Annotated in this window: 15 protein-coding genes; 9 read left to right on the top strand and 6 right to left on the bottom strand. The window is 69.0% G+C overall.

What is annotated here, in order from left to right; translation table 11 throughout:
• Positions 1-5: 5 nt before the first annotated feature.
• Positions 6-1,184, bottom strand: coding sequence for a class I SAM-dependent methyltransferase (locus BN1313_RS00695; RefSeq protein WP_342666784.1), 1,179 nt, complete (start codon positions 1,182-1,184; stop codon positions 6-8).
• 105 nt (positions 1,185-1,289) lie between these two features.
• Between BN1313_RS00695 and BN1313_RS00690 the strand changes: the two genes are divergently transcribed.
• A complete protein-coding gene (locus BN1313_RS00690) occupies positions 1,290-2,954 on the top strand; it encodes a glycosyltransferase family 4 protein (protein WP_245620043.1) in 1,665 nt (554 codons plus the stop codon).
• Positions 2,951-6,004: a rhamnan synthesis F family protein gene (locus BN1313_RS00685; protein WP_091735181.1), complete on the top strand. Its 3,054-nt coding sequence runs from the start codon at positions 2,951-2,953 to the stop codon at positions 6,002-6,004. Before BN1313_RS00690 ends, BN1313_RS00685 begins: the two co-directional genes overlap by 4 nt.
• Here BN1313_RS00685 and BN1313_RS00680 read toward each other — a convergent pair.
• The gene (locus BN1313_RS00680; RefSeq protein ID WP_091735178.1) at positions 6,001-6,750 is read right to left on the bottom strand and encodes an ABC transporter ATP-binding protein; all 750 of its coding nucleotides are present in this window, start codon (positions 6,748-6,750) and stop codon (positions 6,001-6,003) included. The two genes, BN1313_RS00685 and BN1313_RS00680, sit on opposite strands and share 4 nt — an antisense overlap.
• Positions 6,747-7,580 (bottom strand): ABC transporter permease, encoded by an 834-nt coding sequence (locus tag BN1313_RS00675; protein WP_091735175.1) that lies wholly within the window; start codon positions 7,578-7,580, stop codon positions 6,747-6,749. Before BN1313_RS00675 ends, BN1313_RS00680 begins: the two co-directional genes overlap by 4 nt.
• A gap of 99 nt (positions 7,581-7,679) precedes the next feature.
• Between BN1313_RS00675 and BN1313_RS00670 the strand changes: the two genes are divergently transcribed.
• Positions 7,680-8,720 (top strand): glycosyltransferase family 2 protein, encoded by a 1,041-nt coding sequence (locus BN1313_RS00670; RefSeq protein ID WP_091735172.1) that lies wholly within the window; start codon positions 7,680-7,682, stop codon positions 8,718-8,720.
• Complete coding sequence (locus BN1313_RS00665) at positions 8,717-9,079, top strand: hypothetical protein (RefSeq protein WP_091735169.1); 363 nt, start codon at positions 8,717-8,719, stop codon at positions 9,077-9,079. Before BN1313_RS00670 ends, BN1313_RS00665 begins: the two co-directional genes overlap by 4 nt.
• On the opposite strand, the gene BN1313_RS00660 is transcribed toward BN1313_RS00665, so the two are convergent.
• Complete coding sequence (locus BN1313_RS00660) at positions 9,076-9,828, bottom strand: class I SAM-dependent methyltransferase (protein ID WP_141653053.1); 753 nt, start codon at positions 9,826-9,828, stop codon at positions 9,076-9,078. The two genes, BN1313_RS00665 and BN1313_RS00660, sit on opposite strands and share 4 nt — an antisense overlap.
• A 125-nt stretch (positions 9,829-9,953) precedes the next feature.
• Between BN1313_RS00660 and BN1313_RS00655 the strand changes: the two genes are divergently transcribed.
• Entirely contained in the window at positions 9,954-11,276 is a 1,323-nt protein-coding gene (locus BN1313_RS00655; RefSeq protein ID WP_176695851.1) for a hypothetical protein, read from the top strand.
• On the opposite strand, the gene BN1313_RS00650 is transcribed toward BN1313_RS00655, so the two are convergent.
• Entirely contained in the window at positions 11,262-12,290 is a 1,029-nt protein-coding gene (locus tag BN1313_RS00650) for a sulfotransferase family protein (RefSeq protein ID WP_091735159.1), read from the bottom strand. The two genes, BN1313_RS00655 and BN1313_RS00650, sit on opposite strands and share 15 nt — an antisense overlap.
• Positions 12,291-12,371: 81 nt before the next feature.
• On the opposite strand from BN1313_RS00650, the gene BN1313_RS00645 reads away from it, so the two are divergent.
• Genes BN1313_RS00645 through BN1313_RS00630 form a run of 4 tightly spaced genes read left to right on the top strand, consistent with a single transcriptional unit; the run spans position 12,372 to position 18,152 of the window.
• A complete protein-coding gene (locus tag BN1313_RS00645) occupies positions 12,372-14,339 on the top strand; it encodes a hypothetical protein (RefSeq protein WP_141653052.1) in 1,968 nt (655 codons plus the stop codon).
• Complete coding sequence (locus BN1313_RS00640) at positions 14,336-15,940, top strand: glycosyltransferase family protein (RefSeq protein WP_091735153.1); 1,605 nt, start codon at positions 14,336-14,338, stop codon at positions 15,938-15,940. Before BN1313_RS00645 ends, BN1313_RS00640 begins: the two co-directional genes overlap by 4 nt.
• Positions 15,937-16,965 carry a hypothetical protein gene (locus BN1313_RS00635; protein WP_091735149.1) on the top strand — a complete coding sequence of 343 codons (1,029 nt, stop codon included), beginning with the start codon at positions 15,937-15,939 and terminating at the stop codon, positions 16,963-16,965. Before BN1313_RS00640 ends, BN1313_RS00635 begins: the two co-directional genes overlap by 4 nt.
• On the top strand, positions 16,941-18,152 hold the full coding sequence (locus BN1313_RS00630; RefSeq protein WP_141653051.1) for a hypothetical protein: 1,212 nt from the start codon (positions 16,941-16,943) through the stop codon (positions 18,150-18,152). The genes BN1313_RS00635 and BN1313_RS00630 overlap by 25 nt, the downstream gene beginning before the upstream one ends.
• On the opposite strand, the gene BN1313_RS00625 is transcribed toward BN1313_RS00630, so the two are convergent.
• Entirely contained in the window at positions 18,149-18,898 is a 750-nt protein-coding gene (locus BN1313_RS00625; protein ID WP_091735142.1) for a DUF6270 domain-containing protein, read from the bottom strand. The two genes, BN1313_RS00630 and BN1313_RS00625, sit on opposite strands and share 4 nt — an antisense overlap.
• Positions 18,899-19,014 lie beyond the last annotated feature (116 nt).

Here is a 19,014-nt window from a genome sequence, read left to right as displayed (position 1 = left end):
TTGCTTCAGTTCCGAAGCCTCAGGTCCCCGGCGAGCATATAGTCCCGGGTGATCGGCAGGGCGTCGAGGCGGCGGGCGAGTTGGAACTGCATCACCATGTGCCCCGACCAGCGGAAGCCCAGCTCGGAACCCGCCAGGTAGTACTCCCACATCCGTCGGAACGGCGCGGGATATAGGTCAGGGATCTGGGGGTCAGCCATGAATCGCTCGCGCCAATGCCTGAGCGTCTCGGCGTAGTGTAAGCGCAGGATCTCGACATCGGTGATCCAGAGGCCCGCCTCCTCAATGGCCCCGGTCACTTCCGACATGGCGGGCACATAGCCGCCGGGGAAGATGTATTTGTGGGTGAAGGCGTTCGTGGCTCTAGGGCCCTCCATGCGGCCGATCGAGTGGATCAGCGCGACGCCGTCCTCAGCCAGGAGCTTGCGCACGCCTGAGAAGTAGCCCGCCAAGTTCGGCGCGCCGACGTGCTCGAGCATGCCCACCGAGACGATCCGATCGTAGGTCTCGGTGAGATCGCGATAGTCGCGAAGCTCGAAGGTTACGCGGTCGGCCAGCCCCGCCTCAGCGACCCGTTCCCGGGCGAGGCTCAACTGCTCGACCGAGAGCGTCACGCCGGTCACCCTGGCGCCGTAGTCGCGGGCCAACGTCATCGCCATGCCGCCCCAGCCCGAGCCGATGTCCAGCACCCGCATGCCAGGCGCGATCCGAAGCTTGTCGGCGATGTGCGCCTTCTTCGCGGCCTGAGCCTCTTCCAGCGTCATGTCGGGTCGGGCGAAATAGGCGCAGGAATACTGCATATCGGTGTCGAGGAAGCGCCGGTAGAGGTCGTTGGACAAGTCGTAGTGATGGGCCACGTTGCGCCGGCTGGCGACGCGGCCGTTGGCCTGCTGGGTGGCCCGTTTGATGGCGCGCCGCAGCTGCTTGAACCAGGAGCCCCGCCCCGGCTTGACCGCGCGGGCGTCACTCTGGCCCACCACCTGCAGAAGGTCCCAGAGGCCGCCCTGGGCGATCACCAGGTCGCCGTTCATATAGGCCTCGCCAAAGGCGATCCCTGGCCGCATCGCGATGCGGCGCAAGGTGGCGGTGTTCGCCCGCACGACGATCGGCGGGCCCGACCCATCTCCGACCCGGAAGGTTTCGCCGCCCGCGAGTTCGACGGTCAGGTCGCCCACGCGGATCATCTTACGCAAGAAGGACTCGATCATGCCCAAACAATAGCCAGCTTCACCGCTGAGCGATATTCTGTCTGCTTTAGGCGACACTATCGCCATGCTAAGCGCGAAGGCGTGGCGCGCCTGTCGATCTTTCATCCCGCCGGCCGGTTCGGGACCAAGACCAATCCCTTCGGCAAGGATGTGGCCAACCTTGAGCTGTTCCAGGCCCTGGCCCGGCACGGCGGCCTCGACATTCTGGATATCCTCACAGCGCACGACGGGGACCAGGGCGAGATCGAACGCGCCCTGCTGGACGGGGCGGCGGGCGCGGCGATTGCGCCGGGCTCGATCCTCAGCACCGCCGCGCCCCGCGCCTCCGGGGTTCTGCTGCGCGGCCAACCCTATCTGGAGGAGATGGCCTGGATGCGCCGCCAGGCTGGCGATGACGCCGCCTGGAGCCTCATTGGCCTGATCCACACCCTGGCGCCGCCGGCGCTGCGCGGTTCGATCGCACGGGCGGTCACCGCCCCGGTTCACCCGTGGGACGCGCTGATCTGCACCTCGCCTTCGGTCCAGTCGGCGACACGGGCCCTGCTGGAAGATTGGGGCGCAAGCCTCGTCGAGCGGTTCGGCGGCCGCGCGCCGCCCTTGCCGGCCCTGCCGCTGATCCCGCTGGGCGTCCACGCCGACCGCATCGCGGCGCAGGCTGATCGGCCTGGAGCGCGCGCCACGTTGCGCGCTGAGCTGGGCTTGGGCGAAGACGACATCCTCGTGCTTTGGGTCGGCCGGCTGTCCTTCTTCGAGAAGGCATTTCCCCAGGCGATGCTGCGAGCCTTGGAGCGGGCCGCAGCGCAGAGCGGCGCTAAGGTCGCCTTCGCCATGGTCGGTTGGTTTCCGCGGCCCGACGACCGCGGTCTCTATCTCGAGGCCGCAGCGGCCTGTGCGCCCAGCGTCGCTCTACACCAGCTGGACGGCAACGACCGCGGCCGGATCGCCGACCTCTGGGCCGGGTCGGACGTCTTCTTGTCCCTGGTCGACAACATTCAGGAGACCTTCGGCATCACGCCGCTGGAAGCCATGGCCGCCGGCCTCCCGGTCGTGGCCAGCGACTGGGACGGCTACCGCTACACGGTTCGCGATGGGCGCGACGGCTATCTGATCCCGACGCTCGGCGGGCCAACCAGCGGCGGGACCGGGTCCGCCATGGGCCTTCGCCACGCCTTGGAGCTGGACTCCTACCAAACCTATGTCGGCGAAGTCGCCCAGCACACCGCTGTTCACATCGGCCGCGCCGCCGAGGCGCTGGCGGCGCTGTTCGCCTCGAAGGACCTGCGTCGGCGCATGGGCGCCTCGGGTCGCGCCCGCGTCCGCGAGACGTTCGACTGGCCAGTCATCGCGCGACAGGTGACCGCGCTGGCCGCCGGGCTCGGCGAGATGCGCGCCGCGGTTGGCGTTCAGGTTTCCAGCCGGCGGGGCGATCCGGTGCGCGGCGATCCCTTCATGGATTTCGCGGGTTTCGCGACCCAGACGCTGGGCCTCGACACGCGCCTGGCCCTGTCGGCGGGCGTCCAGCCGGACGACGTGCTGGCGACAGAGGCCGTGCGGCTGGACAAGGTTTTTTCCGGCTGGCGGTCCGGCGTCGGATCATGTCGCGAAGCGCTGGTTCTGTTGCAGGCGCAGGGGCCGATGACCGTGCGTGACATCCTGGCGAACTTCCCTGTCGCGGAGCGCCGGCGCATGGAGCTGGCGTTGGCCTGGATGGCGAAGACCGGCCTTGTCGACTGGCTTGCCGCATGAGCGCCCGGCTTCGCGCCGCAACGCTGGGCGCCCTTGTCGGCCTGGCGGGCAGCATCCGCGAATACGCCATGGACCGGCCAGGCCTGCGCCGGGTGTTGCGCGTCATCGGCCATCCGATCCTGCTGGGGCTGCACCGCGCCGGTGGCCGGCTGCCGGCGCCGGCCATGACCGATCCCAAGGGCGAGCCGGTCCTGCACCTGCCCCTCGACTACGCCTCGGGCGTCCTGGCCGAACCGCCGAAAATCGCCGTGCTGTTGCATGCCTATGAGCCCGCGGTGCTGCCGGAAATCATCGCCCACCTGCGCAACATCCCCTATCCGGCCGACATCTTCATCTCGACCGACACAGAGGCCAAGCGCCTGGCTTGCGCCGCCGCCTTCTTCGACTGGCCAAGGCGCACGGAAATCCGCGTCCTGCCGAACCGCGGCCGCAACATCGCTCCGCAGATCACGGGATTCCGCGATGTGCTCGGCCGCTATCAGCTGGTCCTCTTCCTGCACACCAAGCTGTCGACCCACACCGACGCCTTGGCGGGATGGCGCAAGTTCCTGCTCGACAACCTGCTTGGCTCGCCGGACCTGGTGCGCGGCGTCGTCGAGGCCTTTACCCGCCTGCCGAACCTCGGCGTCCTGGCGCCGCGCACCTTTGCTGCGGTGCGCCCGCACATGGTCTGGGGCGACAACTTCGCCGCCTCCCGCGATCTGGCCGAGCGACTGGGCGTCGCACTCAGCCCGGACAGCCCTCTGGACTTCCCGGCCGGGGCCATGTTCTGGGCTCGCACGGCGGCGCTGAAGCCCCTGCTGGACCTCGATCTGACCGTCGAGGATTTCGACCCTGAGGCCGGCCAGAAGGATGGCACGCTCGCTCATGCGGTCGAGCGGCTGATCTTCTACGCCTGCGAGTTGGCGGGCTTGCGCTGGGCGCGCGCCGGGCATGCGGGAGGACTTTCCGCGCCGGAGACCCTGATCCGGGCCAGCGCCCCGGCGATGCTGCGCCGATGCCTGACCGACGGCGGCCGTGCGGTGCTCTTGCCTGGCCGCCGGCCAAAGCCCGCCTTCGGACTTGATCGATATGTGCTGGAGACCCCCGACGAGCGAAAGGCTGGCTTCCGCAGCCAGTGCCAGACCGAGCTCGACGCCTTCCTGGCCAGCGGCGAGCGGCTGGTCCTGCCGACCCAGGATGCGCCCGTCGTTTCCGTCCTGCTCGTGCTCTTCAATCAAGCCGAGCTGACCTACCAGGCTTTGCGCGCGCTGAAGTTCACCCTCGACGTTCCGGCCGAAGTGATCATCGTCGACAACGCCTCCAGCGATCAGACCGGCGGCCTATTGAACCGGATCGATGGCGCGCGGATCGTCCGCAATGTCGAGAACAAGCACTTCCTGCGCGCAGCGAACCAGGCGGCGCGGATGGCCAAGGGTCGCTACCTGCTGTTCCTCAACAACGACGCTCGCACCATGCCGGGCGCCGTCGCCCACGCGGCGGCGCGTCTCGACGCCGAGCCGGACCTGGGCGCGATCGGCGGCAAGATCCTCCTCCTGGACGGAACGCTGCAGGAGGCCGGCAGCATCGTCTGGCGTGACGGCGCCTGCGCAGGCTTCGGCCGCGGCGACGATCCGTTCGCGCCGGAATTCCAGTTCCGCCGGGACGTCGACTATGTCTCCGGCGCCTTCCTGATGACGCCGCGGGCGGTGTTCGAGGCGCTGGAGGGCTTCGACCGGGCGTTCGCGCCGGCCTATTACGAAGAGACCGACTATTGCCTGCGCCTTTGGGCTTCCGGCCGCCGCGTCGCCTACGACCCGGCCATCGAGATCGCCCACTTCGAGTTCGCCAGCTCCAGCGCGGCCTCGGGCCAGGCGTTGCAGGCGCGCAACCGCAAGCTGTTCGTCGCCAAACATGCCGAAGCGCTCGCCCGCCAACGCGATCACGCGGCTCGCAGGCTGGATGCGCGGATGCGCGATGACTGGGGTGGTCGCCTGCTGATCATCGAGGACCAGGTCCCGAACCCCCAGCTGGGCGCCGGCCACCCTCGCGCCGTCGACCTGCTGCGCGCCGCGCGCAGCGCCAGCTGGTTTGTGACCCTCTATCCGCTGGTCTACGCCGACGCCGACTATGAGACGGCCTACGAATTCCTGCCGCCCGACGTCGAGATCGCCGCCGAACGCGGCCAGGCCGGCCTCGTCCAGTTCCTGCGCGAGCGCGCCGGTTACTACGACGCGGTGATCGTCAGCCGGCCGCACAATATGGAGCTCTTCCTCCAGGCGCTCTCGCAGGCGCCGACCTTCATAGCTCGCGAGCGGGTGATCTACGACGCCGAGGCGATCTTCGCCGTGCGCGATTCCAGCGGCGACCCCTCAAGGGCGCTGAAGGCCGAGCTCGACTTGGCGCGGGCGGCGCGGATGGTGCTCACGGTCAGCGCGGCCGAAGCTCAGGCGTTCCGGGAGGGGGGCGCGCGCGATGTCCGCGTGCTGGGCCATGCGCTAAGGGCCGACCCCACCGCCAGCGCCTTCGAAGACCGCCGCGACCTGCTGTTCGTCGGCGCGCTGGACGACGACTACGGGCCTAACGCGGACTCGCTCGCCTACTTCGTCGAGGAGATCATGCCTCTGCTCGACAAGCGGATCGGCGGCGACTGGCGGCTGAAGGTCGCCGGTCACGCCGCGGGCCGGGCGCGGTCGCTGGCCGGTCCGCGGGTCCAGGTGCTGGGTCGCGTCGACGACTTGCGACCGCTCTACGATCAGGCCCGGGTGTTCATCGCGCCCACACGGTTCGCCGCCGGCATTCCGATGAAGATCCATGGTGCGGCCGCCGCCGGCCTGCCGGTCGCCGCGACGGGCCTCCTGGCGGGGCAGCTTGGCTGGAGCGACGGGCGCGAGATGCTGGTCGGGGACACCGCCGACGCCTTCGCCGCGGCTTGCGCTCAGCTCTATACGGACGGCGCCGTTTGGCGCGCTGTCCGCGCAGCGGCGCTTGCGCGGCTGGCCCGCGACACCGATCCCCAGGTCTTTGAGCGCACCATCGCCGACGCGCTGCGGGTCACCAAGACGCGCTAGCGCTCCAGAAGTTCGTTCAGCCGGCGGATCGGCACGACTTCGGAGGCGATCCCACCTTCGAGGCGCACGACCTTGTTGCAGTAGAGCTTCAGCAGGTCGACCTCGTGGCTGGCCAACACCAGGATGCCGGCCCGTTCCACCAGGCCTAGAAGACGCTGGTGGGCGAGTTTCTGGAAGTCGGCGTCGCCCACGGCGATCCACTCGTCCATCAGGAGGACGTCGGCCTCGACGGCGGTGGCCGCGGCGAAGGCCAGGCGCGCCTGCATGCCGGCGGAATAGGTTTTCACCGGCATGGCGAGGAACGGCCCAAGGCCTGTGAAGGCCGCGATCTCGTCCATCTTCGCGTCGATCTCGCGGGCGGTGAGGCCGGCGATGCGGCCGCGCATGCGGATGTTATCGTAGCCGCTGGCCGACGGATCGACGCCGAGGTTCAGGTCCAGCAAGGCGGCGATGCGGCCGTGAACCTCGATCTCGCCCTCGTCGGGCTGGTAGGCGCCCGAAAGCGCGCGCAGCAGTGTCGTCTTGCCCGAGCCGTTATGGCCGACGAGCCCCAGCCGGTCGCCGGCCTTGAGCTCAAGGTTCAGGCCGGAAAGAGCGGTGACCTCGGTCACCCCGGTCAGGCGCCGGTCGACGCGGCCGCCGACGGCGACGCGGGCCAGCTGCTTTTTCAGGGACTTGGCGTCGACGCCATAGACGGGGAAGCGCAGCGTCAGGTCGCGGCAGCTGATGGAGACCTGGTCCGTCATAGGTAGTGCACAATCCGGCGCCGCGTGATGGCGAACAGGCTGAAGGTGACGGCCCAGCCGACCAGAGCCATGGCGGTCAGCACCAGGTAGCTCAGCGGCGCGACGGGAGTCCCTAGGAGCGGCGCGCGGACGGCGTCCAGCATGTGGAAAAAGGGGTTGATGGTCAGCACCAGATGGTTCTGGCCGAAACGGTCGGGACGCCAGAAGACCGGCGTCATGAACATGGCGAACTGGATCGCCGAGGTGACGACCGGCGGAATGTCGCGGAACCGGGAGGAGGCGATGGCCGCCAGCAGGCTCATCCAAGAGACGTTGAGCACGAGCAGCGCCGCGCCCAATAGCGCCTGCGGCGCGTCGGCCGTGCGCCAATAGCCATAGATCACCAGCACGGCGACGATGATCACCAGGTGGTGGGCGAAGTTTATCAGGTTCCGCAGCAGCGTGCGCCAGACGAAGGTGAACATCGGCAGGCTGGTCTGCGACAGCATGCCAGCCGCGGCGACGAAGGTGTCGCACCCCTCGGTCACCACGCCAGTGATGACGCCAAAGGTGACGATGCCGATGGCGACGAAGGGCAGGAACTCCTGCAGCGGTATGGCGAACAGCCGCGCGTAGAGAAAGCCGATGCCCAGCACCATCAGGCCCATCGACAGGGTGATCCAGAAGGGCCCCAGGATCGAGCCGCGGTAGCGCGAGCGGACGTCGTGCCAGGCCAGCGACCAGGCGAGGCCCAGCTTGCCGATGGAGGCGGCGAGGTCACGCCAGGCCATCCGGAACTCGAACAGCGTCCCGCGCCGGCCGGTCCTCAGCATGTATGTGGCGCTGTCCATCGATCCTCCGCGCAAGCGGCGGGAGGTAACAGAGGCCGCCCTTTTGCGCAAAGGGCGCAGCTCCTGGGCAAGTCTGGGCTGTCATGCTAGCGCAGGACCATGCCTGACGCGCAACCGCGCTCCATCGCCGCCCCGACGTCGCTCCGCGACGCCGCCGTCTGGTTGGTCATCCCCTGCTATCGGGTGCGCGCGCAAATCCTCAAGGTCATCGCCAGGACGCCGACCTGGGTTGCGGGAATTGTCTGCGTCGATGACGCCTGCCCGCAAGACACCGGCGCCTTGGTGCAGGCCGAGTGCGCCGACCCTCGCGTCGTAGTGCTTAAGAATCCTGAAAACCTCGGCGTCGGCGGCGCGACCCTGGCCGGCTACGCCGAGGCCGCGCGGCGCGGCGGGCGCATCCTGGTCAAGGTCGATGGCGACGACCAGATGGACCTGGACTACCTGGCCGCCCTGGTCGCGCCGATCATCCTGGGCGAGGCCGATTACGCGAAGGGCAATCGCTTCACCTCGACCAGCCACCTGAGCGGCATGCCCAGAGTGCGCCTGTTCGGCAACGCCGCGCTCAGTTTCATGGCCAAGCTGTCGACCGGCTACTGGAGCGTTTTCGACCCCACAAATGGCTTCACCGCCATCGACGCCGAGGTCGCGCACCTGCTGCAGAACCGCCGGATCGAACGGCGCTATTTCTTCGAGACCGACCTGCTCTACCAGCTGGGGACCTTGCGCGCCGTGGTGCGCGACGTCGCGATGCCGGCGCGCTACGCCGATGAAGAATCAAATCTGAAAATCGGGGCTGCGGTCCTGCCTTTCGCCGCCAAACACCTGCGCAATTTCGGCAAGCGGGTGATCGGCCAATACTTCGTGCGCGACTTCAACGCCGCCAGCCTGCAGTTCGTCTTCGGCATCGCCGCGATCGCCTTTGGCCTGATCTACGGCCTAAGCTACCTGGCGACGCGGGAGGTCGGCACGGCGGCGCCTGCGGGCGTCGTGATGATGGCGGCCCTGCCGATCATCCTGGGTGTTCAGCTGCTGCTGCAATCGCTGAACTTCGACGTGTTGTCCCAGCCCAGCCGGCCAATCCACCCCTATCTGCGGGCGGTCGCCGATCTTGGCCGGGGCGAGAAGGCGCTGACCTCGTGACCTGGAAAGATGCGCTGCTCTGTGCGGGCTTTTCCCTGGCCCTGCCGGTAGGCCAGATCATGTTCAAGGCCGCCGCCCTCTACCATGCGCGTCTCGAGGGGCCGCTCGTGGTCAAGATGATCACCAACTGGCCGCTGATGGGCGCCTTCGCCTGGTACGCCGCAACCTCGCTGCTCTGGTTCTACATCCTGATGCGGACGCCGCTGTCGCTCGCATACGCCTTCTCGATCATCGGCTCAGGCTTGGTGCCCGTGATCGCCTGGGCGCTCTTCAAGGAGCCGCTGGGCTGGCGTTTCGCCGCCGGCTACGCGCTGATGCTGTCGGGCTTCCTGCTGATCCTGCAGGGCCAGCGGACCTAAGCCGCGTATCGGGCGAGCCAGGCGCGGGCCACACCCAGGCGTGGCTTTGAAGCTGTGAAGAACCTGTAGAGCGACAACTGCCGGCCAAGGCCGAAGCTCTTCACCGACACGTCCTCAAACAGCGCCTTGGCCAGGGCCTCGATCTCACGCGCCTGGTTGACGTGTTCGTGGCGCATCAGGTCGCCGTAATTCAGGCCATGTCGCAGCCGGAATTCCAGCCCGGTGGTCAGCGACCAGCCGAGCGTCCAGAGAAATCCACCCTCGGCCGGGATCGCCGCGCGCAATTCGCCGTCGGGCTCGAGCAACAGAGCCGCGCGCGCCAGCACGACGGGCAGGTCGCAGACGTGCTCCAGAGCGGCGATGGTGGTGATGCGGCGATAGCGACGCTCTGCCGGGACCGCCGCGATATCGGGATAGGCGGTGCGGATGCGCGCCAGCCCCGGCTGGCCCAAGTAGGCCGTCTCGAAGGGCTCGACGATGTCGTATTCGCCGACCATGGGCTCGTGGCCTAGCTGGTTCAGCGTGCCTGCGCCCAACTCCAGGGTCGCGCCCCGAACGCCTTCGCGCACGTCAGCGGCGACCTGGCGATGCATCCAGCCCTCCAGCCGTTGCGCTAGCGAGCTCGCCTGGGTCGCGCCCGAGCGGTTCTCCAGGAACTGCCGGTCGTAAATCTCCCGGATCGCGTCCGGCAGGGGCGGGCGCGTCTTGGGATAGGCCGCGAGCAGGTTTTCCGCCGCCGTCATCTTCACCCATACTCCCGCTTTACGACTTCTCAATCGGCCTTGGCGTCTACCTAATGCACCGGGCGTCTGGGGGGCCAGCCTTGATTGATCGTCGGCGGCAGGGCCGCTCCGCTGCGGCTGTGGCTTATATCTTGGTCTTGCTGATCGGCTTTGCGGCCGTGCTGTGGGTCAACCTACCTGGCCACCTGACCTACGACTCCGTCATCGCCCTGGCCCAGGGGCGCAGCCATGTGCGCGAGACCTGGGCGCCGGCGGCCTTCGCCTGGGCTCTCGGCCTCGCCGACCGCATCCGGCCGGGCGCGTCGGTCTATGTGATCATCTCCAGCGCCATCCTCTTCGCGAGCCTGGCGGCCTTGCCGCGACTTCGCCCACGCACCGCGTGGACCGCGCCGATCGCCGCCGCCGCGGTCCTGCTGACGCCGCAGATCCTGGTCTACCAAGGGGTCGTCTGGCGCGATGTCCTGTTCGCCAACCTGACGGTCGCAGCCTTCGTCCTGCTGGCGCGGGCCGCCCGGCGTTGGTCGATAGGCGCGCCCTGGGCCTCCCTCATCGGCGCGGCCCTCTGCCTGGGCTTCGCTGCGGCGGTTCGACAGAACGGCGTCGTGCTGGCCCTAGCCGGCATCGCCGCCCTTGCTTGGACGGCTCGGGGCTTTGGCGGGCGCACCCTCGTCTGGGGCGTGGCCGGGTTGGCCGCCGTGGCTCTGGTGACCTTGGCGGTCGTCGAGATCGCCGAGCCGCCGCGGACGGATCGGCAGGTGCGACCCCACGCCGAAATCCTGATCCTGCAGCACTACGACGTGGTGGGTGCGGTCGCCCACGCGCCCGGGCTTAAGCTCGACCGCCTCGCCCAGGATGACGCGCCAGCGGCGCGAACAATCGAGCGGGGCGCGCGCACCCACTATTCCGCATCGCGGATCGACGGCCTCGACGCAGACGTCGAGCTTAGGAAGGCGCTCTGGCGGGTGCCTGATGCGGCTATGCACGGCCAGTGGCTGGATGTCGTCACCGATCATCCGGGCGCCTATCTGGCCCACCGCTTCGATGTGTTCCGATGGCTGATCGCGCCGCCGGACCTGAAGCAGTGCCTGCCGTTCGCGGTAGGCGTCGTCGGGCCACCGGAGATGCTAAAGACTCTGGGCCTGGGGCCGCGCACTGACGCTCGCGACCTCAACCTGCATCGCTACTTCGGCCTGGCGATGAAGACGCCCGTCTACGCCCACCTGTTCTGGCTCGGCCTGGGGAGCGTCATCGTCGGTTTCCTCATGCTGCGGCGCGATCCTGCGGACTATGTGATCGCCGCCCTGGTGCTGGGGGCGGCGGCCTTTGCGGCCAGCTTCTTCCTGATCTCAGTCGCCTGCGACTACCGCTATCTATACCCGCTGGATCTCGCTGTGATCACGGCCCTGCTTTACGTGGCGATCGACCCGTCCCTGCAGCGTTCAGGCCGGCTTTAGCCAAGCCTCGGTGTCGCGGAGAATCTGGTCGAGTTGCGCGTCGACGGCCATGTGGGCGCGTTCCAATGCGGCCAGGTCGACGGCGTCGTGGCGGCCCTGGTCCGCAGCGGCCCGCGCATCGGCGAGATCGGCGCGGGCTTGGTCTAGGTCACGTGCCGCGGGCGACACCAGGAAGCCGAACTCGACGCGTCGCCGCTCAAGTTCCGCCGCCGCCGCGTCCAGCGCGGCTTGGTCGACCTCGGTCCGGGACAAGGCCTGGAACACCTGGTCAGCCAGGGCGCCGGCCCAGCCCAGGGTCGCCAAGTCGCCGTCGCCGACGTTGTGTCGAAGTTCGGGCGTGAGAAAGGCGTCGATCTCGCGCGCGGCTGTGTCCGTCAGCGCGGGCAGCGGCGCGCCGATCGCGATCTCGACCTTGGCGACTTCGCTGCGCCAGTCCGCCAGCAGGGCGTCGTAGCCGAGGAAGGCGCGCGGCAGGCCGCGGCTATGGGCTTCCGCCGCGAGCATGTAGGCGGCCCACAGCAGAACGGACTTCTCCACCGGAAAGCCGTTGCGGCGCGCCAGCGAGCCCGCGACCGCCAGGGGATGGCGCACCGGGACGACGCAGCGGATCGGCAAGCCTAGCTCGTCTAGGGCCTGGCGCCACATGGGCATCAGGACGGTCACGCGCGGGTCCTTCAGCAGCGGGCGCGCCAGCGTCCCATACTCCGCCGCGAACAGCGCCTTGGCGCGGTTGGCCCAGGTGCGATCGGCGCTCGCGTCGGCGACGGCGCGATAGGGGTGGCAAAAGACGTCGTCCCAGGCCGAGCCCGCCGCGCGCAGACGCGCATCGTTGAAGACGGCGATCCGCCAGGGTTCGAAATAGCCGCGGGCGTTATTCTCGTCGCCGGCGATCACATCGGTGGGCAGGTCCGCGCCGGCCAGCGCCAGCAACTGGGTCACCGCCGAGGTGCCCGAGCGGTGCATGCCCAGCACGAGGTAGGCGGTTCGATCCGGAGTGTCGGGCGCGGCGGTCATCGCGCTTCAAGGCTGTAGGCAGGCCATCCGGTGAGGGCAAGTCCGGTTGATCGCTGAGGCCAACTGTTGCACAGGGCTTCGATGGCTTCGAACGCCCCCCCTTCGCAAGAGATGCAGCGGATCGTGTCGCTGGCGATGGACGCGGGCTTTTATCGCGCGGCGCGGCCTGGCGCGGAAGCCGCCGACGGCCTCGTCGCTGACTATCTCGTCGAGGGCTGGCGGCAAGGCTGCGACCCGGCGCCTTGGTTCTCGGTCGAGGGCTACCTCGAGGCCAATCCGGATGTTCGCGCCGCAGGCGTCGAGCCCTTCCACCATTACCTCACCCAGGGTCGCCACGAGGGTCGCGAGGCGCCCGCGTCCGCGACCGGACTTCGCCACCAGTTGGGGCCCGTGGCGGCAGGCTGGGACTTCGCGCCGTCTCGTCTCCTGACGCCGGCCGAGCGCCGCGCGCGGCGGCGCACGCCGCAGGATCTCGCCGACGAACGGGCGAGCATCGCCGACGCCTTCGACGCCCTCTTCTACCTCGCCGCCAACCCGGACATCGCCGCGGCCGGGGCCGATGCGCTGGATCATTTCCTGCGCTCAGGCTGGATTGAGGGCCGCAATCCGACCGCCCGGTTCTCGGTCGGCGACTATCTGACGATGTATCCGGACGTCGCCGCGGCCGGCATGAACCCCTTCGTTCACTACATCCGCACGGGCCAGGCCGAAGGTCGCCGACCGCTGAGCGATCTGGGCTTTCGCCATGATATCCTCGCCAGCCTGGTTCCGGTGGATCGGCGCATCGCCGCGGCCAAGGCCCGTGCTGCGGCCACGCCCGTGGCGGACCAGGCTCGGCTGGACGCGGCCTTCGCATCCGCCCGGTTCGGCCTGCGGGACCTGCACCTCACGTTCAGCCATGATGACCACACCGCTCATATCGGCGGCGTCCAGCTGTGCCTGCGACGCGAAGGCCTGGGGTTCGCCCGCCTGGGCTTCGATCATCTTCACATCCATCCGGCGACGCCGTGGCCGGTGATGCGCGAGGCGGGTGAGACTGCGCCGATGGGCGTGGTGCTGAACGGCCTGCCGGTCGGCGTCTTTTCCGCGGACACGATCCTGGCTGCGCTCACCGCGGCGGCGCCCGAAACCGGCCGGAGGACCTTGGCGATTCATAGCCTCCTGGGCCATGCCCCGGGGGAAGTCGTGAACCTGGCCCGCGCTTTGGGGGTGACAGAAGGCTGGTTCTGGCTGCACGACTTCGCCAGCCTTTGCGCCGGCTACCACCTCATGCGCGACGATGTCGCCGACTGCGGCGCCCCGCCGGCCGGCAGTGCGGCTTGCGGCGTCTGCGCCTACGGCCCGCATCGCGCCCGTCATGTGGAGGGCCACAGGGTGCTCTTCGAGGGCCTGTCTCTGACCGTCGCCAGCCCGTCCGAAGCGACCCTGGCGCTCTGGCGCCGCGCGGGCGACCTGCCGGCCGCCGGTGTCGTCGTGGAGCCTCATGCGACCCTCAACCAGAACGGTCCCGCGCCGCTGCCTGCGCCGGACGCGCCCTTCCGCCTGGCCTTCGCTGGCCTCCCGCAGGCGCACAAGGGATGGCCGGTGTTCCGGGCGCTCGCCCTGCGATTCGAGGATGACCAGCGCTACGCCTTCACCCACCTGGGCGCCCGCACCGAGGGCGGCCTGCCGGTCGACTTCGCGTCCGTCATGGTCGCCGAAGACCCCACCGCGGTCGGGACCAACGCCATGCAGGCGGGCCTGGCGGAGAGCCTGGCCGACGCGGTGCTGATCTGGCCGCTCTGCCGCGAAACCTTCTCCTTCACAGCCTATGAGGCGGTGGCGGCGGGTGCTGCGGTGATCACCAACATCGACAGCGGCAATGTTGCGGCCTTCACCGCTGAGGGCGAACACGGGGTCGTCCTGGCCGATGAGTCAGCCCTGATCGCCGCCTTCGAGAGCGGCGAAATCCTCGCCCTGGCCCGCCGCGCCCGCCAGCCTGCGGCCTATGACCTCGCCTTCGGCGCGCTGACCGCGGACCTGGCCGCCCGACGGAGTCTGGCCCAATGAGCCGGGTGCTGAACGCCATCCGCCGCCGGCTCGCGCCCGTTGCGCCGGTCGTCCATCCTGACCGGCAGGTCGTCGCGGCCGAGTTCGATGCCGCCTTCTACCTCGCCGCCAATCCGGATGTCGCCCGCGCCGGGACGGACCCCCTCGACCACTTCCTGGTCCACGGCTGGCGTGAAGGGCGCGATCCGACCCGGCGCTTCTCCCTGAAGGACTACATGGACGCCTATCCGGATGTCGCCGAGGCCGGGGTGAACCCCTTCGTCCATTTCGTCGGGACCGGTCGCGCCGAGGGCCGTACGGCGCGGCTCGACCTCGGCCTGCGCTACGACATTGTCGCCCGGTTGAAGCCGCTCGATCAGCGGCTCGCCGAGCGGTTGAAGGTCCGCGCGATGCTTTCGCCGATCGCGGCGCTGGAGCGCGCGCTCGCCGCCGCTGACTTCGTCCGCCTGCACCTGACCTTCAGCCACGACGACGTTTTCGCCAATGTCGGCGGCCTGCAGCTGTGCGTGCAGCGGGAGGCGGCCGCCCAAGCCGCGCGCGGCGGCGCGCACCTCCATATCTTCCCCGCCGATCCTTGGCCGATCGTGCGGCCTGACAGCGAGCCGAGCCGCCTGGGCGTCATTCTGAACGGCGTCCGGCTCGGTGTTTTCGAGGGAAAGGACATAGCCCGGGTGCTCTCGGGGACGCTGTCGGGCGCTTCTTCGCAACGCAGCTTCGCCATCCACAGCCTTCTCGGCCAGACGGCGGCTGAGACCATCGCCATCGTCCGGGCCTGCGGGCTCACGGCGGGATGGTTCTGGCTGCATGACTTCGCGAGCCTGTGCGCCGGTGTTCACCTCTTGCGCAATGACGTCGCCGACTGCGGCGCGCCGGCGCCCGGCAGCGCCGCCTGCGGAGTGTGCCTCTATCGTCCGCGGCGCATGGACCACATCGCCGCCCACGAAGCACTGTTCTCTGCCCTGTCGTTGACGGTGGCGAGTCCGTCGGAGGCCGCCCTGGCCACTTGGCGCGCCGGCTGGCCACACGCCGCCGCTGGCGAAGTCGTCCATCCGCACGCACGACTGGAGCCGGCGGGCGAGACGGCGTCGGCCCACGATGGTGCGCTACGGGTGGCCTTCCTCGGCGCGCCCGCCGCCCATAAGGGCTGGGGTGTCTTCTGCGACCTGGCGCTCCGCTTTGAGGACGATCCACGCTACAGCTTCCATCACCTCGGAGTCGCCGCTGAGGGTGCGACGCCAGTGGAATTCCGTGCGGTCCGGGTGAGTCCAGGGCGGCCGGACGCCATGGCCCAGGCGCTGAGCGAGCTGGCGCCGGACGTCGCCCTGATCTGGCCGCTCTGCCAGGAGACCTTCTCGTTCACCGCCTATGAGGCCACCGCGGCCGGCGCCGCGGTCGTCACCAACCCCGACAGCGGCAATGTCGCCGCGTTCGTCGCCCAGACGGGTCTAGGCCAGGTGCTTGAGGACGACGCCGCCCTGGTGAGCGCCTTTGAAACGGGCGACATCCTGGCCCTGTCGCGGCGCGCCCGTCCGCGGCCGCTGTTTAACCTTGCGATGGGCGCGCTGACTTTCGACCTGATGACTAAGGACCTGCGCCCGTGAAGGTGCTCTGCTATTCCAGCTTCACCTTCTCCTATCTGAACCGCGCGCGCGTGCTGTTCCAGACGGTGCGGCGCTTCCATCCGGACTGGGAGTTGGTCGCCCTGATGGTCGATGAGCCGCCCCCGGGCTTCGACTTCTACCCGGCGATGGAGCCGTTCGACCGCGTGGTCTGGCCGGGCGATCTTGAGATCCCGAACCTGCGCAGCTGGCTGTTCAAGCACGACGTCATCGAGATTTCGACGGCCGTCAAAGGCCCTTTCATGCGTCAGGCCTGCGCCGCGGGCGCCCATGATGCGGTGATATATCTCGATCCGGACACCGCGTTGCTGGCTGATCTGTCGCCCCTCGTTGCGTGGCTGGAAGACTACGACATTTTGCTGACGCCGCACCTGATCGAGCCCAATCACGAGCGCTCGGCGATCCTCGACAACGATCTATCGGCCTCGAAGACCGGCATCTTCAACCTCGGCTTCTGCGCTGTGCGCACCACGGGTGAGGGCGCACGGTTCGCCGATTGGTGGGCCGAGCGGCTTTTGAACTTCTGCTATGACGACATTCCCAACGGCCTCTTCGTCGACCAGCGCTGGTGCGACCACGCGCCGGCGCTGTTCGACAGGCTGAAGGTGATCCGCGATCCCGGCTACAATGTCGCCAGCTGGAACCTGTCGACCCGCACCGTGGCCATCGGCAAGGACGGAGCGATCACGGTCAATGGCCGGCCCTTGCGGTTCTGGCACTTCACCAAGCTGGGCCCGACCGGCGACGCCATGACCCGGCGCTACGCCGGCGGCAACTTCGAGGTCTATGAGATCTGGAACTGGTACAAGCGCCAGATCGACGAGACGACCGACCCGGCGATTCCGGCCCGCTGGTGGGCCTATGGCGTCTACGCCGACGGCGCGGCGATCGCCAAGGCAGACCGCGTCCTCTACCGCGAGCGCGCCGACTTGCAGACGGCATTCCCCGATCCCTTCCAGTCCGGTCTGGGGACCTATCAGCAATGGCTGGCGGAACAGCCGCGGTGACGATCGACGCGCGCGACATCGAGGCGAAGGCCGCCCAGGTCGCTGAGCGCGCGGCGGCGCTCCATGCGCTCGCCGCCGCGGCGGCGGACAAGGTGCGCGCCGCGGAGATGCGCGAGGCCCTTACCCGCACCGACGCCGGCCTGGCGCTGAACGCGGCGCTGCAGGCCCTGGCGGAAAGTCGCGCGCGCCTGCGGACGGTCAGCCTCGCCGCCTATCAGGCTCGGACCGCGGGCGGCGCTGTCCGTCGTCGCGGACGTATCGTGCGGCGGGTTGAGCGCCTGCTCGCGCGATTGAAGTGGCCAGGCCGGGCGGCGCTGATTGCACAATCGGGCCTGTGGCCGAAGTCCGCGCCGGGCCTCTTGGCCTACGCCCGCGGCCGACCTCAGGCGCCGCCGAAAGGCTTGCTGTTCGACGAGGCCTGGTACCGGACGCAGAACGCCGACCTGGCGAACCTGCGCGGGCCAGGTCTGAGCCATTACCTGACGGCCGGCGCCGCCGAAGGACGTTCGCCGCATCCGCTGCTGCATCACGCCTTCTATGCGCGAGCGAATGCCGAGGCGCTCGCCCGGACGGGTCTGACGCCCTTGCAGCACTACGCCGCGGTGGGCCGGCAGGGGGGGCTCAGCCCGCATCCGCTCTTCGATCCCGCCCACTATCTGGCGCAGGGCCCAAGCCTGGCGGCCGATGAGGATCCGCTGGCCCACTATCTGCGGCGGGGCTGGCGCGACGGGCTCACGCCGCACCCCCTCTTCGACCCGGCCTTTGTCGTCGCCCAGGCGCCGCGAGAGACCTACGGCCAGCCACCGCTGGTCTACTATCTGACTGAAGGTTGGCGGCGCGGGGTTAGTCCGCATCCCCTGTTCGACGCGCCCTGGTATCTGGCGGAAAACGCCGACGTCGCGGCCGGCGGCGAGGAGCCGCTGACGCACTACCTGACCTATGGCGCCCGCGAGCGTCGCGATCCCAGCCCCTGGTTCGACAGCGCGTGGTACGTTCGCCAGCGCGGCGAGGCGCTCAGCGCCGAGGCAGACCCTCTTACTGACTATCTCACGGGCGGCGCCTGGATCGTCGCCGAGCCGCGTCCGGGTTTCGCGGGCGCGGCCTATCTGGTCGCTCATCCGGAACTGGCGCGGGATGCGACGACGCCGTTGGAGCACTGGGCGCGCCGCTCGCGCGACGCGCGCTAGGTAGCGTTTATCTCGAGCCCCAGGGCCGCGAGCTGCCGGGTGATCTCGGCGTAATAGTCGGCGGTGTAATGGAATGGGCTGAGGCCCCAGACGTGGTCGGGGTCGGCCCGTCTGAAGTCCGGCGCGGCGACAACCACCATTTCCGGAGCAAGTTGCAGCAGGTAGTCCTCGTAGCGCGCCAAAAGCGCGTTATGCGCCGCCGGGTCACCGGCACGCCCCGGAAGGATCTCGAAATCTGGGGGCGCAGGCGCAGCCCAGCGCGCCGAATGCAGGATCAGCCGGGCGTCGCGCAGCCGCGTGCCGCGGATCAGGGCGAGGAAATCCGCCGCCCCTTGGCGCCAAAGCGCCTCGCACGCCGGCGAAAGCCTGGGAATCGGTCGCGCGCTGGCGAAAACTGGCTGGTCGAGATAACCGCTGGCGCGCAGCTCCCAACTGTCGGTGACGCGGCTGTCGCCGACGGCCAACAGGTCGAAGCGCTCATCGATGAGGTCGAGGATCAGGTGGGTCGGTCGGAAAGCCGCCAGTCGCGCCAGGGCGGTCGCCTGCAGGTCGGCGACCATGGCGCGGTGCTGGTAGGGGCCGAGGGGGGGCGGTGGCGTCTCTAGGGGACGAAACGCGGGCAGGGCGGGCGTGAACAGCGTCGCCAGGCTCGTGCGAGAGACATAGAGGAGGTCGGCCTGGGCGTCGCCACGGATCGGCCACAGGTCACGGGTAATGCAGCTGCCGACGATTGCGGTCCTGGACATGTGTTTTCTGGTCGCCCCTGGACGACGGATTGACAAGGGGAAGGGCGGCTCTCATCTCTCCGCGGATTTTTTGACGGCGGCGCAGGCGGCGTCGTTTGTGATATCGAAACAATGTT

It is taken from the genome of Phenylobacterium immobile (ATCC 35973), from assembly GCF_001375595.1.
GTDB lineage: Bacteria > Pseudomonadota > Alphaproteobacteria > Caulobacterales > Caulobacteraceae > Phenylobacterium > Phenylobacterium immobile.
The sequence above is the reverse complement of the archived record's forward strand: the minus strand, read 5'-3'. Positions and strand labels throughout refer to the sequence as shown.

Excerpts from the sequence above, each read along its gene's own strand:
- BN1313_RS00695 (WP_342666784.1), bottom strand. The coding sequence starts at position 1,184 with ATGATCCGCGTGGGCGACCTGACCGTCGAACTCGCGGGCGGCGAAACC.
- BN1313_RS00685 (WP_091735181.1), top strand. The coding sequence starts at position 2,951 with ATGAGCGCCCGGCTTCGCGCCGCAACGCTGGGCGCCCTTGTCGGCCTG.
- BN1313_RS00680 (WP_091735178.1), bottom strand. The coding sequence starts at position 6,750 with ATGACGGACCAGGTCTCCATCAGCTGCCGCGACCTGACGCTGCGCTTC.
- BN1313_RS00675 (WP_091735175.1), bottom strand. The coding sequence starts at position 7,580 with ATGGACAGCGCCACATACATGCTGAGGACCGGCCGGCGCGGGACGCTG.
- BN1313_RS00670 (WP_091735172.1), top strand. The coding sequence starts at position 7,680 with ATGCCTGACGCGCAACCGCGCTCCATCGCCGCCCCGACGTCGCTCCGC.
- BN1313_RS00650 (WP_091735159.1), bottom strand. The coding sequence starts at position 12,290 with ATGACCGCCGCGCCCGACACTCCGGATCGAACCGCCTACCTCGTGCTG.
- BN1313_RS00645 (WP_141653052.1), top strand. The coding sequence starts at position 12,372 with ATGGCTTCGAACGCCCCCCCTTCGCAAGAGATGCAGCGGATCGTGTCG.
- BN1313_RS00640 (WP_091735153.1), top strand. The coding sequence starts at position 14,336 with ATGAGCCGGGTGCTGAACGCCATCCGCCGCCGGCTCGCGCCCGTTGCG.
- BN1313_RS00630 (WP_141653051.1), top strand. The coding sequence starts at position 16,941 with ATGGCTGGCGGAACAGCCGCGGTGACGATCGACGCGCGCGACATCGAG.
- BN1313_RS00625 (WP_091735142.1), bottom strand. The coding sequence starts at position 18,898 with ATGTCCAGGACCGCAATCGTCGGCAGCTGCATTACCCGTGACCTGTGG.